The sequence below is a fragment of the Streptomyces chlorus genome (assembly GCF_042655885.1).
Classification (GTDB): domain Bacteria; phylum Actinomycetota; class Actinomycetes; order Streptomycetales; family Streptomycetaceae; genus Streptomyces; species Streptomyces chlorus.
In genome coordinates this window covers 128,917-142,262 of record NZ_JBHSOA010000012.1, presented here as the reverse complement: position 1 = coordinate 142,262, position 13,346 = coordinate 128,917, and the positions used below count along the sequence as shown (strand labels likewise).

Genomic DNA, 13,346 nt, shown 5'->3' with positions numbered 1-13,346 from the left:
TCCCCCACTGTGGCACCCGCCACTGACATCGCAATGCCGGTGGGCCAAGTGCCGGAACGCTTGCGCGGCACCCTAGTTGGGGCTCAGGCCCTCGTCAGCCGGATAGCGCATCGGTCACTCGATGGAATGGCTCTGGGGAAAGGTGGATGACGGACGGCAAGGATCGGGCCCCGGATCCTGAGACGGATCCGGGGCCCCTGGGGTTTCGTGCCGTTCGTGGCGCGGCCCGACGGCGCCTGCACGGTCGACCTGCGCCGGGACGGGTCGACCTGCGCCGGGACGCGCGGGAGCGCTTACGCGCCCTTCGCCGCCTCGGCCGCTTCCGCGGCGATGTCCGTACGGTGCTGGGACCCGTCGAGGCGGATGCGGGCCACCGCGCGGTAGGCACGGTCGCGGGCCTCGGTGAGGTCCTCGCCGGTCGCCGTGACGGACAGCACCCGGCCGCCCGCGCTGACGGTCGCGTCGCCCTCGCGCTTCGTCCCCGCGTGCAGCACGTACGCGTGCGGGGCATCCTGCGCGGCGACCTCGTCCAGGCCGGTGACGGGGTCGCCGGTGCGCGGGGAGCCGGGGTAGTTGTGCGAGGCGACGACGACCGTGACAGCGGCGTCGTCGCTCCAGCGCAGCGGCTCCAGATCGGCGAGATTGCCGGTGGCGGCGGCCATCAGCACCCCGGCCAGCGGGGTCTTCAGGCGGGCCAGCACGACCTGCGTCTCGGGGTCGCCGAAGCGGGCGTTGAACTCGATCACGCGGACGCCGCGCGAGGTGATCGCGAGACCTGCGTAGAGCAGACCGGAGAACGGGGTTCCGCGCCGCCGCAGCTCGTCGACGGTCGGCTGGAGCACCGACTGCATGACCTCGTCGACCAGCTTCGGGTCGGCCCACGGCAGCGGGGAGTACGCCCCCATGCCGCCGGTGTTGGGTCCCGCGTCGCCGTCCAGCGCGCGCTTGAAGTCCTGGGCGGGCTGGAGGGGCAGCACGGTCACGCCGTCGGTCACCGCGAAGAGGGAGACCTCGGGGCCGTCCAGGTACTCCTCGATGACCACCTGCTTGCAGGCGTCGGCGTGCGCCTTGGCCTCCTCGATGTCGTCGGTGACGACCACGCCCTTGCCGGCGGCGAGCCCGTCGTCCTTGACCACGTGCGGCGCGCCGAAGGCGTCGAGGGCGGCGGCGGCCTCGTCGGGAGTCGTGCAGACGTACGACCGTGCCGTGGGCACGGCGGCTCCCGCCATGACGTCCTTCGCGAAGGCCTTGGAGCCCTCGAGCTGCGCGGCCTCCTTCGAGGGGCCGAAGGCGGGGATGCCCGCGTCGCGCACGGCGTCGGCGACACCGGCGACGAGGGGGGCCTCCGGGCCGACCACCACGAGGTCCGCGCCGAGCCGTGTGGCCAGCGCGGACACGGCCGCACCGTCCAGGGCGTCGACCTGGTGCAGCTCGGCGACCTCGGCGATGCCGGCGTTGCCGGGGGCGCAGTGCAGCGCGGTGACGTCGGGATCGAGGGACAGGGAACGGCACAGGGCGTGTTCGCGGGCACCGCTGCCGATGACGAGGACCTTCACGGGGTCAGCCTAACGGGATCCGGGAGGTTCGCTTTGTGCGGGCTTCCGAAGGACCGGGGCGAACCTGTTCGTGGGTTCCTCCAACCCGGGCACCGGCCGGGCAGGCCCCACCCGGGTCACCGAGTCGCTGTCGTGGGGGCGCTGCCGCTGTCGCTGGGGCGCTCTACTCGTTCGTGATCTCCTCGACCACCGTCGCGCCGAGTTCCCGGACGATCAGTTCCTTCCCGGAGAGGGCGGATTCGTCCAGGTCGGGGTCGTCGTCCTCCGGGATGTCGTCCTCGGGAGAGACGGGGGGCGGCGGCTCCGGGGCGTAGGGCCGGGGTGCCGGGCCGGGAGCAGGCGCGTGTGCGGAGACGGCCGCCGGGGCACCGCCCGACTGTGCGGAGGCGGAAGGGCCGGCCGGGGCAGCAGGGCCCGACGGCTGGGCGGCGCCAGGGCGCTGACCGGCACCGGCGCCCGCACCCCCGTACCCACCGCCCGTGCCCCCGGCACCACTGCCGGAGCCGTACCCCGCCCCGCCGCCACGGCCGCCGACGGGGCTGCCGCCCAGGGCCGGAGCCGCCGCACCGCCCCCGGAGGGGTCGATCACGGCCTCGATCTTCCACTGCACGTTGAACTGCTCGGCCAGGGCCTGCCGCAGCACGTCCTCGCTGCCGCTGCTCAGGAAGTTGTCCCGCGCACCGGAGTTCACGAAGCCGATCTGGAGGGTCGTCCCGTCGAACCCGGTCACCTGGGCGTTCTGACTGAGCAGGATCCAGGTGAAGCGACGACGGTTCTTGACCACTTCCAGGATGTTCGGCCAGAGCATCCGGGGGTCGAGCCCGCTGCCGCCTCCTCCGGAGGGCGCGGGGGCCGCCGGGGGCGCGGACGCGGGTGCGGGCGCCGGGGTAGGCACGGGGGCGCTCGGAGCGGCCGGAGCCTGCCCTCCTCCCGCCGCGGCAGCCGTGGGCCAGCCACCGGGCCGCCGCCCGCCCCCGGCGGAGGCGGCGGTGGGCCAGGCACCGGGAGCCGGCGCGCTGGGCGGCGCGGGCTCACTCGGTGCCGCGGCCGGAGCCTGAACCGAAGCCGCCGGAGCCGGTGCAACAGGCGCAGGCGCAGGTGCCGCGACCGGAGGCTGCGGAACCGCGGCAGCCGCCGCCCCCGGCCCCTGCACGGGCTGCTGAGGCTGATCCGGCGCAGGCGCGCCCTGCCCCCGTGCCGCCGCCCGAGCCGCGGCCGGACCGCCCCCCGGCGGAACCGGAGCCGGTGGCCGGCCCCCCTGCGCGACCGGAGCCCCCACACCACCGCCATGCCCCTCGGCCCCGGGCACGTACCCCAGGGCGGGCATACCGGCTGCGGAACCGCCCGCCGAGAAGTTCACACCGCGCTCGATCCGGTCCAGGCGGGCCATGACCGACCGCTCGTCGCCGTACGCGGCGGGCAGCAGCACACGCGCGCAGATCAGCTCGAGCTGGAGCCGGGGCGAGGTGGCGCCCCGCATCTCGGTGAGCCCCTCGTTGACCAGGTCGGCGGCACGGCTGAGTTCGGCGGCGCCGAAGATGCCGGCCTGGGCCTGCATCCGCTCGATGACATCGGCGGGAACGTCGATGAGCCCCTTCTCCGCGGCGTCCGGAACCGCGGCGAGAATCACCAGGTCCCGGAGCCGCTCGAGCAGATCGGTGACGAACCGCCGCGGGTCGTTGCCCCCCTCGATCACGCGGTCGACGATCTCGAAGGCCGCTGCCCCGTCACCCGTGGCGAAGGCCTCGACCACGGAGTCGAGCAGCGAGCCGTCCGTGTATCCGAGCAGGGAGGTGGCCATGGCGTACGTCACACCGTCGGGTCCCGAGCTGGCGAGCAGCTGGTCCATGACGGACATCGAGTCACGCACGGACCCGGCACCGGCCCGCACGACGAGCGGCAGCACCCCCTCCTCGACGGGACTGTTCTCCTGCCGGCACACCTCGCCGAGGTAGTCCCTCAGGACCCCGGGCGGCACCAGCCGGAAGGGATAGTGGTGCGTACGCGAGCGGATCGTCCCGATGACCTTCTCGGGCTCGGTGGTCGCGAAGATGAACTTCAGATGCTCCGGAGGCTCCTCGACGACCTTGAGCAAGGCGTTGAAGCCCTGCGGGGAGACCATGTGGGCCTCGTCGATGATGTAGATCTTGTACCGGCTGCCTGCGGGCCCGAAGAATGCCTTCTCGCGCAGGTCACGGGCGTCGTCCACACCACCGTGGGAAGCGGCGTCGATCTCGATGACGTCGATCGAACCGGGCCCGTTGCGCGCGAGGTCCTGACAGGACTGGCACTGACCGCACGGCGTCGGCGTAGGGCCCTGCTCGCAGTTCAGGCACCGGGCGAGGATGCGCGCGCTGGTCGTCTTGCCACAGCCTCGCGGGCCGCTGAACAGGTACGCGTGATTGACCCGGTTGTTCCGCAGCGCCTGCTGCAACGGGTCGGTGACATGCTCCTGCCCGATGACCTCGGCGAACGACTCCGGACGATAACGGCGGTACAGCGCGAGAGACGACACGTCTACGAGGTTATAGGCGCCCACCGACAACCCACCCCGCCCCGCCGCGGAGGGACCGCACACGAAAGCGCCCCCCACGCACCCGCCAGAGCCGACCTACCCTTGCTGCCTTCCGGCCCTGGGGGAGTTCAGTCAGATAGCGCCGCGTGAGGGGCTGCGCAAAGGCTACCCCATGTCGCGGGGGGAGGACGAGTTCGCGAGCACTCCTCCCGGTCATGTAATGTTCCTCGCGGAGGATTCGCCTAGTGGCCTAGGGCGCACGCTTGGAAAGCGTGTTGGGGGCAACCCCTCAAGGGTTCGAATCCCTTATCCTCCGCCAGTGCCTCACCGGGCACGAAGTCGAAGGGCCCCACCGTTCGCGGTGGGGCCCTTCGACGTTGGTGGTCTCAGTCTTGGTCTCAGCTATTTCCGACATTCAAGACATTTCACCCATGCGGCGAACGCGCCCTCTGCCGACAATCAGCGGTCACGCAACGACGTGCGGCCCGGCCTCGGTCAGAGGGGCCCCGGCTCTCCTCGTGCCATCAGGCCAGCGGGTAGCCCAGGGCCAGGGCGGCCTTGCGGAACGCCGGCAGACGGTCGGGGGAGACCGCAAGGTGGCGCTCGCCAATTCGGGTACACAGCACGCGCAGGCGGCGGTCGCTGACGATGAGGGCTGCCAGTGTCTCGTCCGCGCACTCGATGAGATGGGTCTGACCTGCGTCGCGGAGTCGGCCGGTGCGACGGCCAGTGTCATCGAGCAGGGTGGTGACGGTCTGGGGCACGGGGTGCGAGGCGGCCTGGTCCAGGTAGCCACGGAGCTCGTCGAGGGTGTGCCCGCGGTCGAGGGCGTGCAGAAGAGAAGCGGTGGTGAGCGTCCAGACCCGTTCGGTTTTCCGGTCGGAGAAGGCGTCCAGGAGAAGTGTGTCGGCGGAGGGCAGCCCGTCGAGGGCGACGATGTCGAAGTTCGCCAGGACGGTGACGCTGCCCGTTGGGACGGCCGAGCCGGGGTCTTGGGCAGGGGCGTAGTCGCCCGTGAGGCCGACGGCGTGGGCGCCCAGGGGATTGAGGCGGAGTGCGGACAGACCGTCGTAGCGGCTGAGCCGGTCGAGGTAGTCGCCACCCCAGTTGTCCCGGTAGTCATCGCGGGCGCCCGCCGGGGGGACGTACTCGATGTCGATGAGGCCGAGCGTGGCGGCGTACTCGAAGAGCACCGCCAGGGTGTACCGACCCTGGAGGAGGGACCAGCCGTGGTGGCCGTCGTAGCCGAGGCTGCCGTATTGCGGATCCTCCAGGTACAGCTTCCACAGGGCGCGTTCACTGCGGTGGACGACTGGATCCAGACCGGCCGCGCGCATGTCTGTGAACAGGCCGTCGATGGACATCCACTCGCCCGGGATGAGGCCGGCCAGCGCTTGGCCGACGAGCTTGCGGCGCGGTTTGGCGGCGGTCAGGACGTTCGCCGAGCGCTGGCCCTTGATCTCCTCGACGCGGGAGAACTCGTCCAGGAGACCGTTGTTCAGCCAGCGTTGCCACAGCTGGGCAATGGTCAGGTGCGGTGGCCGGGTCGGCGCGGCCCGTCCGCGCGTGGTCAGCACCAGCCGACCGCCGACGAGCTGGGCGAGGCCGCCCGCCTGGAGCAGCATCGGCCAGGCGAAGGCGGCGATGGCCTCGTGCGGACAGAAGTCGCCGCCGTCCAGGACGTCGGCGACCGCCGAGACGGTGGCGGTGCTGGGGCGGCGGGTCTTTTCGCTGCACCGCAGCTTCTGCGTCATACACAGGCGCAGCACCGTCAGCAGGTTGACCTGCGCCTCGTGCTCGGTGCGCCGAACCCGTGGAGCGTCGCTGGGCTCCTGTTGCTGTTCGACCGGTATCACTGCTCCTGCTCCCCGCTTCGTGCCGCCCGCGTACCGTGCCTACAGATGGGCAACGTAGTCGTAGTTGCCCGGACCGCAGGTACGCTCGAGGATCTGGACCACCTTGCGCGGGTTGTCGTAGGGGCCGGAGAAGTAGAACGGCTTGCCGTCCCGGCCGAAGCCGATGACGGGCCGGTCGCCGGGCGGGGCACCCAGGTGCACTGCTGCGTCCGCGAAGCCGCCCGCGGGATCGAAGCCAAGACCGCGGGCGTAGGCGACCGCATCGTGCACGATCGTCTGCGCCTGCTCCACGCCGATCGGCAGCGGCCGATGATCGAAGGCCGAGTAGTACATCGGTACGTAAGTGGTCAGGGATCCGGACCCCATCACCTCGGGGTCGGTGACGCTCTTGACTCCCAGGCAGTAGACGTCCACCAGGAACCCGGTGACGGTCACCCTGCTGGCACGTTCCTGGCGGGCCAGCAGCACCTGGGCGAAACCGCCCGTCTCCGAATCCGGGTCTCGGCCGATTCGGTCGGCCGCCGCCCAGTCCGGGGCTCGAGCCAGGTCCAGTCCCGTGCTCCAGCCCGCGTTGACCCAGCAGCCCACCACCGGCCGTTCATCCGGCGCGATGTCCGCCAGTGCCGCCTCGGCGACCCGTCTGACCAGCGTGGTGGCCTGGGCCGGGCGCAGCCCCAGCGCCTTCGCGATCTGCTTCGGCGCGCTGCCGCGCTCCCTCATCTCCCGGACCCGGGCCAGCAGTTCCTCGTCGCGCGTTGTCACCGTCCCAGTCTGCCATTTCCGTGTCACCTCCATGCGAAGCACAGGGTGCGCCGGCGGTGCTGCCATCCTGGGTTCGGGTGAGACGGGAAACGAACCGGAACGGGCAGGTCAGCATGGGTGAGACAGTGGGCGGGACCGTCGAGCAGGTGCGAGCGCTGGTCGGTTGGGTCGGCACGAGCCGCAAGCTGACCCAGACCGGCCGTGTGACGCTTGCCGACGCGCGAGCACTGGTCGAGGTTCTGGACACCGGCGACCTGATGGACCCGGTGATCGGGGACCGTACGTTCAAGACGAAGTCCAGCGAGGAGCTGTACCACCTCACGCTGCTGATCGAGTGGGCGAAGGCGGCACGACTGCTGCGGACCGCGGGCGGGCGCCTACTGCCGGTGAAGAAGAACGCCAAGCTGCTGGACCACCCCGACGAACTGCGTGGCGCGCTGTTCGCCGCGCTGCCGCACATCGGCCCGGCCGTAACGGTCTCCGGCTGGTTGGAATCCCTGCTCTCGCACGAGTACGACCGGGGTCTGCGGGTGTTGCTGCAGCGGCTGTACGCGACCACTGCCCCGGTGCCACTCAGTGACCTGTACGAGGTGGTGTGGCAGGCGGTCAGCTCGCTGTACGTGCTCGACGACCTGTCCCCCGACCGCCTCCGGCATCTGCGCATCGCCAACGACCACGACATCCAACGGGCCCTGAAGGCCCTCGCCTCCCTGGGCGCTGTCCATCTCACCGATGACAGCGCCGAGTTGACGGCGGACGGACGCACCGCGACAGCCCGGATGCGTGGCGAGCCCGAGCCCGGCGACGCGGTGTTGCGGATCCGCGTCGAGCTCGCCGACGTGGACGACCCCCGGGTTTGGCGGCAGCTACTGGTGCCCGCCTCGATCCCCTTGGACCGGCTTCACTCCGTGATCCAAGACGCGATGGGCTGGCAGAACTGCCACATGCACGCGTTCACCATCGACGGCGTCCGGTACGGCCGCCCCGACGGCGAACTCGGATTCCGCGACGAGCGCGCCGTCACACTGGCCGCCCTGCTCAAACCGGGCGCCCACTTCGTCTACACGTACGACTTCGGGGACTCCTGGGAGCACCTCATCACCGTGGAGCAGGTCCAGACAGCCTCAGCCGGGCTTCACTATCCGTACTGCGTGGACGGTGCCGGGGCGTGCCCGACCGAGGACTGCGGCGGCGCCCCCGGCTACAGCGGCCTCAAAGCGATCCTCGCCGACCCGGCGCATGAGGAACACCACGCCATGCTGGTGTGGCTCGGACTTCGGTCCGCCACGGAATTCGCCCCGGACCGTTTCGCGCCGGACGAGGCCAACGCGCGGCTGCCGCGCCTCACGGCACCATGAAGGACGAGCCGTCCGGCCACGCCACCGTTCGCGGCACGCGCTGGTAAGGGGGTCAATACCGAGAGTATGGTCTCTTGTATGGCGACGACCAAGAAGGTAACGGTGACGATCCCCGAGGATCTCCTTGACGAGATCCGCGCAGAGGCGGCGGAACGGGGCCTGTCGGCGTACGTCGCCGAGGCGCTGCGCTTCAAGCGCGACCGGGATCGGCTGCGGGAACTGGTGGACTGGCTGCAGGAGGAACACGGCCCCGTCACCGAAGACGAGCGCGCGGCAGCGTTCGGGGAGCTGGAGGACCTCGACGCCGAACACAAGCGTCGCCGCGCCACCGGAAAGCACAGCGCCGGAGAGGCCGCGTGAAGAAGCGGGCCGGTGAGCACGGGCAGCGGCCGCTGCGCATCTTCGTACTCGACTGCGAAGCCCTGTCCCTGGCCGTGCGCGGCGACCGGAAGATGATCGCCTGGCTCGACCTCGCAGCCCAGGGCGAGGCCGAGGTGGTGACGTCACCGATGACGCTGGTCGAGGCATACGACGGCAGAACCACCGAACAACGCTGGGACTGGGTGCTCTCTCGGCTCACAGTCGCCGACATTGGCAAGGACGAGGCCCGCCAGGCCCGCCGGCTCCTGGCCGACGCCAAGCTGCACGGCCACAAGTACGCGATCGACGCGGTCCTCGCCGTCATCGCCCGCCGACAGAAGGGGCAGGTCACCGTCTTCACCTCGGACGTGGACGACCTGGAGAGGCTGGTTCCGGACTCGATCGTCGTCAAGAAGGTGTGACCCGGCGCTCTGGTCTCAGTTCTGGTCTCATTCACCCGCGTTCAGCGCCGTCCAGCGCCCACCCGACGACTCGCGAGACCCCAGGTCAGGACAGACCCGGCCCTCCCCGGACCCCCGGACGAACATGTGGAAAGCGTGTGGGGGGCAACCCCTCACGAGTTCGAACCTCGCATCCTCCGCCGTTGCTCTCACCGGGCGATACGTCGAAGGCCCCCGCTGCTCGCAGTGGGGGCCTTCGACGTTGGTGGTCTCAACTGAGGTCTCCACGAGACTTCCCGGAGCCCTCCGGACCGCTCCCGTCAGCGTCGTTGGCCACTTCCCGGATGAGTCCCCTGAGGGCCGGGCAGTCCCTTGTTCGGGACGGAGAGTGGAAGGTCGCACACGGCGGAAGGTCTGGACGCGACCTCCACCAACCGGACGGACTCACGGCCGGCGCTTCGCGGCGGCTCACCCGGGCGGGACTGCTCGGGTTCCCTGATCAACATCCCCGCCAGATCCTCACCGGCGGTTACGCGGCTACGAGACGCACCCTGCTGCCGCAGAGCTTCGCCATGTCATCGATATCCGAGGTGATCATGACGACCGGACGACTCTGCCGCAGCGCCATCTCTGCCACAGCGGCGTCGATGGCGTACTTGTGACCATGCAACCCCGCATCGATCAGCATGGCTGAGGCGGTCTTGGCGTCCTCATCGCCGACAGGAACGATCCTCATGCCGGACAGGACCCAGGCAAGCCGCGCCTTATCGGTCCGACGATGCACCGCCTCGATGATGGTGAGCGCACTGATGACCACCTCCATGCCACGCTTGCGGGCTTCGGCGACGAGTGCGACGACCGGCTCGTGATCACTGACGAACTTCGACAGACCCTCACAGTCGAGAACGAGGGTGCCTTCGTGGCTCAGCTTGCGGCGGGCCACTGCCCCTCCTCGGTAAACACCTCGTCGAAGACCTGGCGGGCCCGTTCCTGCTCGCGCACCGAGATCGCCCCTTTACGACGCTCATAGTCGGCCAGGTACTCGTCCAGGATCTGGCCACGCAGCTCACGCTCCACCGCGGCAGTGATGAACGCAGAGAATTCACGCTTACCGACCCGCCGACGGATCGCCTCGGCCGTCCCCTCAGGGAGCGAAAGGCTGACCCTGGTGGCTGGCCCTTCACCAACGCTGTACGGGATCTCAGTCATGGCACCCAAATTATCAAAGCAGTAGGAATCGAACACCGGCAAGGCGCTCGCTGAAGGCGACGTGATCTGCGCGCCACCGCCCCTCGGCCTCAGTTCCGGTCTCATCCACCTACGTTCGGCACTGACCGGGCGCAGTCGACCAGAACTGATCACCGCAGGTCAGGAAGGGTACGCCTCTCGCCGGACGGGCGTACGAACTTTTGGAAAGCGTGTGGAGGGGGCAACCCCTCACGAGTTCGAATCTCGTATCCTCCGCCGTTACTCGCACCGGGCGATACGTCGAAGGGCCCCACCGGGCACGAGCCGCCCGGGAGGTGCGCCGGCAACCGCGCCGTCCAGGTGGTCGCCCCCTCATCCGCAGGAGCGGGGGCGGCGCCGGCCGAGAGCGAGACAGGGCCCCCGCGGGCGGAAACGGCCCCGTGGCCGGTGTGGCGGGTCAGGGGCGGTGCGCGACGCCTTCCGGACACCGGGCAGCGATCACCGATGAGCCCGTCCCCCTCGCGGCGGCCCCCCGCAACGGGGTCGGCGTCGTGGCCGCTCTCAGTCCCGGGGCAGGACATCGGAGCGCTGCTCGAACAGCACGCCGCCGTCCTTGGCGTACGCCGTGACCGTGAAGCCGGTGTCCGCCGTCGAGGCGTCGCCGAAGGCGCAGTACGTCCCCCAGCCCGGATCGCCCGGCAGGCTCAGCATGGTGGCGGTGTGGCGCGGTCCGGAGTCGAGGACGATGTCGATCCCGGCAGGTGGGGTGTCCGCGCGGAAGGCTCCGTGGAAGAGGACGTGGTCGTCGTCGACGTACGTCCCGGAGCTGAGGGTGTCGGGCCGGATGTTGTCGCCGATGCGCTTCCGGGCCTGCTCGACCGACTCGCCGATGTCGCCGGGGCCCACGACGGAGTTCTGCCTGCCGTCGGGCAGCAGGGCCGTGCTGAGGCCGTGGCCGATCTCCACCGGCCGGTAGGGCCGCACGACGCGCGGCCCGGCGGTCCGGGAGGCAGTGGGCCGGGCGGACGCCTGCACGGCCGCCGCTTCCCGCGCCTCGCCGCCGGCCGTCTCCCCGGCCGCGGCGGGCGGCGCCGCGCCGTTCACGGCGAGGGCCGTACCGCCCCCGCCGACCAGGGCAAGGGCCGCGACTCCGGCCAGAACAAGCCTCTTCGTTCTCATCCGTTCCCCAGCCGTCGGTCGTTGGTCTGGTTGTTTACACCTCTCAGACGGTGTGGGGGCCCGGCACCTATGTCATCGCGCAGCACGTTCTTCTCCCGCGGCGGGTCGCTGCGATCACACGTCATCGACCGGCCGGAGCCCCGGCAGTCGCGGGGGCGAGCTGCGCGCGTCGGGGCCGCGGGGCGGCCGGCGCCTGGTGCCGGCCGGGAGATCGCGGCACGGCGTCGGTGTGGCGGTTCAGCGCCGGCAGCATCCGCCGGGCCCTGGGAGAGCGGGCCGTGGCCGACCCGGTGCGCAGCGCGCCGGGTCCACTGCCCCGAGCAGGCGGACCGGCCCGTGAAGACGGCACCACGGAGGAAATGAAAACGGCCCGCCAGAAGAGAGTCTTTCTTCCAAGAACGGGTAAAGTGCGAGTAAAATATGAAATAATCAATTGCGGTGGGTGGCGCCCCCCATCTCCACTCGTTCGGCAGGTTTTCCTCCCTCAGGGGTACCGCGACCCTCCCTTGTCGGGGTCCAATGGTGGGACCAAGCCCTCCGCGCCCGCGCCGGTCGGAAGAGGTACGCAATGGATCTGTGGCTGATCTGGTTGATCATCGCAGCTGTGCTGGCTTTGGCGGAGATCTTCACCCTCACCGCTGCGCTCGGGATGCTGAGTGCCGCCGCACTGGTCACGGCGGGGTGCGCCGCACTTGGGCTTCCGCTGCCCTTCCAGTTCTTGGTGTTCGCCGTCGTCGCCACCGTCACCGTGCTGTTCGTGCGCCCCATCGCGGTGCGTCACGTGCTCCAGCCCCAGGTAGCGCGATTCGGTATAGACGCGCTGGTCGGCAAGGCTGCCTACGTCGTCTCGGAGGTGTCGGGCCTGGGTGGCAGGGTTCGTATCGACGGTGAGGAATGGACGGCCCGCGCCTATGACGAGACGCTGGTGATTCCTCCTGGCAAGACCGTCGACGTCATAGAGATCAGCGGCACCACAGCGTTCGTCTACCCCCGGGATTGAAAACATGGAGACCTCTGCGTTTCTCATCGTCGGCCTGATCGTCGCACTGATCGCGATCTTCACCGTGATGCGGGCGGTGCGCATCGTCCCCCAGGCGCGCGCTCGTAATGTCGAACGGCTCGGCCGCTACCATCGCACGCTGACTCCCGGCCTCAACCTCGTCATTCCTTACATCGATCGCGTTCACCCGGTAATCGACCTGCGGGAACAGGTCGTCTCCTTCAAACCGCAGCCGGTCATCACCGAGGACAACCTGGTCGTCGAGATCGACACCGTCCTGTACTTCCAGGTCACCGACCCGCGAGCGGCCTTCTACGAGATCGCGAACTTCCTTCAGGCCGTCGAGCAGCTGACCGTCACCACCTTGCGCAACGTCGTCGGCTCCATGGACCTGGAGAAGACGCTCACCTCACGCGACACCATCAACAGCCAGCTCCGCGGCGTGCTGGACGAAGCCACCGGTAAGTGGGGGCTGCGAGTCAACCGGGTGGAGATCAAGGCCATCGACCCCCCGCAGACCATCAAGGACGCGATGCAGAAGCAGATGCGCGCCGAGCGGGACAAGCGGGCCGCGATTCTCGGGGCCGAGGGGCAGCGCCAATCGCAGATCCTCACCGCCGAAGGCGACAAACAGGCCGCCGTCCTCCGCGCGGAGGGCAACCGTACCGCTGCGATCCTGCAGGCCGAGGGCCAGTCCCGGGCCATCGACGAGGTCTTCCAGGCCGTGCACCGCAACGACCCCGACCCCAAGCTGCTCGCCTACCAGTACCTCCAGACCCTGCCGCAACTCGCGCAAGGTTCGGGCAACAACTTCTGGGTGATTCCGAGCGAGATCACCTCAGCACTCCAGGGCGTGTCCAAAGCCTTCACCGAGCAGTTGCCCCGGTCGCCGGCCACCCTCGAGAAACCTGTCGACGACGACATGGCCGCCCAGGCCGCCAACGACACGGCGCAGGCCGCCGAGGCCGCAGCCGAGGCCGTCGCCGACGCCGCCAAGGCCGACGGCGCCGTCTCGGGCGCCCTCCCGTCCGATCCGCCTCGCTGACAGTGAGTGACCCGTGTCTTCGCCCTCTCCCGCGTTCACGGCGTCACACCTGCGTGGCCCTCGCCATACCCCCCTCCAGGCACACGCGGATCGGTGATCGACGGGGCACCACTACGATCGCCGGTC

The 13,346-nt window shown here is 70.0% G+C and carries 12 protein-coding genes, 1 tRNA gene and 1 other RNA gene; 6 read left to right on the top strand and 8 right to left on the bottom strand.

Annotation, left to right across the window (positions count from 1 at the left end):
- Nucleotides 1–293: 293 nt before the first annotated feature.
- From purD to ffs, 3 genes are all read right to left on the bottom strand, one after another.
- Nucleotides 294–1,556 (bottom strand): phosphoribosylamine--glycine ligase, encoded by a 1,263-nt coding sequence (purD, locus tag ACFPZI_RS07435; protein ID WP_381359871.1) that lies wholly within the window; start codon nt 1,554–1,556, stop codon nt 294–296.
- Nucleotides 1,557–1,719: 163 nt separating this feature from the next.
- Nucleotides 1,720–4,071 (bottom strand): DNA polymerase III subunit gamma and tau, encoded by a 2,352-nt coding sequence (locus ACFPZI_RS07430; RefSeq protein WP_381359868.1) that lies wholly within the window; start codon nt 4,069–4,071, stop codon nt 1,720–1,722.
- 60 nt (nt 4,072–4,131) lie between these two features.
- Nucleotides 4,132–4,230, bottom strand: an RNA gene (ffs, locus tag ACFPZI_RS07425) — signal recognition particle sRNA small type.
- 72 nt (nt 4,231–4,302) lie between these two features.
- Here ffs and ACFPZI_RS07420 point away from each other — a divergent pair.
- Nucleotides 4,303–4,390, top strand: a tRNA-Ser gene (locus ACFPZI_RS07420).
- A 205-nt stretch (nt 4,391–4,595) separates the two neighbouring features.
- On the opposite strand, the gene ACFPZI_RS07415 is transcribed toward ACFPZI_RS07420, so the two are convergent.
- Nucleotides 4,596–5,927 (bottom strand): helicase-associated domain-containing protein, encoded by a 1,332-nt coding sequence (locus tag ACFPZI_RS07415; RefSeq protein WP_381359867.1) that lies wholly within the window; start codon nt 5,925–5,927, stop codon nt 4,596–4,598.
- A gap of 39 nt (nt 5,928–5,966) precedes the next feature.
- On the bottom strand, nt 5,967–6,689 hold the full coding sequence (locus tag ACFPZI_RS07410) for a hypothetical protein (RefSeq protein ID WP_381359864.1): 723 nt from the start codon (nt 6,687–6,689) through the stop codon (nt 5,967–5,969).
- A 113-nt stretch (nt 6,690–6,802) separates the two neighbouring features.
- Between ACFPZI_RS07410 and ACFPZI_RS07405 the strand changes: the two genes are divergently transcribed.
- From ACFPZI_RS07405 to ACFPZI_RS07395, 3 genes are all read left to right on the top strand, one after another.
- Entirely contained in the window at nt 6,803–8,047 is a 1,245-nt protein-coding gene (locus tag ACFPZI_RS07405) for a plasmid pRiA4b ORF-3 family protein (RefSeq protein WP_381359863.1), read from the top strand.
- A gap of 78 nt (nt 8,048–8,125) precedes the next feature.
- Complete coding sequence (locus ACFPZI_RS07400) at nt 8,126–8,407, top strand: ribbon-helix-helix domain-containing protein (RefSeq protein ID WP_381359860.1); 282 nt, start codon at nt 8,126–8,128, stop codon at nt 8,405–8,407.
- Nucleotides 8,404–8,829: a hypothetical protein gene (locus tag ACFPZI_RS07395; RefSeq protein WP_381359857.1), complete on the top strand. Its 426-nt coding sequence runs from the start codon at nt 8,404–8,406 to the stop codon at nt 8,827–8,829. The genes ACFPZI_RS07400 and ACFPZI_RS07395 overlap by 4 nt, the downstream gene beginning before the upstream one ends.
- A 508-nt stretch (nt 8,830–9,337) precedes the next feature.
- Here the strand turns inward: ACFPZI_RS07395 and ACFPZI_RS07390 are convergent.
- The 3 genes from ACFPZI_RS07390 to ACFPZI_RS07380 form a co-directional block, all read right to left on the bottom strand.
- Entirely contained in the window at nt 9,338–9,751 is a 414-nt protein-coding gene (locus tag ACFPZI_RS07390) for a DNA-binding protein (RefSeq protein WP_381359855.1), read from the bottom strand.
- Nucleotides 9,733–10,017: a hypothetical protein gene (locus tag ACFPZI_RS07385; protein ID WP_381359852.1), complete on the bottom strand. Its 285-nt coding sequence runs from the start codon at nt 10,015–10,017 to the stop codon at nt 9,733–9,735. The genes ACFPZI_RS07390 and ACFPZI_RS07385 overlap by 19 nt, the downstream gene beginning before the upstream one ends.
- Before the next feature lie 540 nt (nt 10,018–10,557).
- A complete protein-coding gene (locus ACFPZI_RS07380; protein ID WP_381359849.1) occupies nt 10,558–11,175 on the bottom strand; it encodes a hypothetical protein in 618 nt (205 codons plus the stop codon).
- Between the two features lie 568 nt (nt 11,176–11,743).
- Between ACFPZI_RS07380 and ACFPZI_RS07375 the strand changes: the two genes are divergently transcribed.
- Together ACFPZI_RS07375 and ACFPZI_RS07370 are read left to right on the top strand one after the other, a co-directional pair.
- On the top strand, nt 11,744–12,175 hold the full coding sequence (locus ACFPZI_RS07375; RefSeq protein WP_381359846.1) for an NfeD family protein: 432 nt from the start codon (nt 11,744–11,746) through the stop codon (nt 12,173–12,175).
- 4 nt (nt 12,176–12,179) lie between these two features.
- Entirely contained in the window at nt 12,180–13,220 is a 1,041-nt protein-coding gene (locus tag ACFPZI_RS07370) for an SPFH domain-containing protein (protein ID WP_381359843.1), read from the top strand.
- The last annotated feature ends 126 nt before the right edge of the window (nt 13,221–13,346 follow it).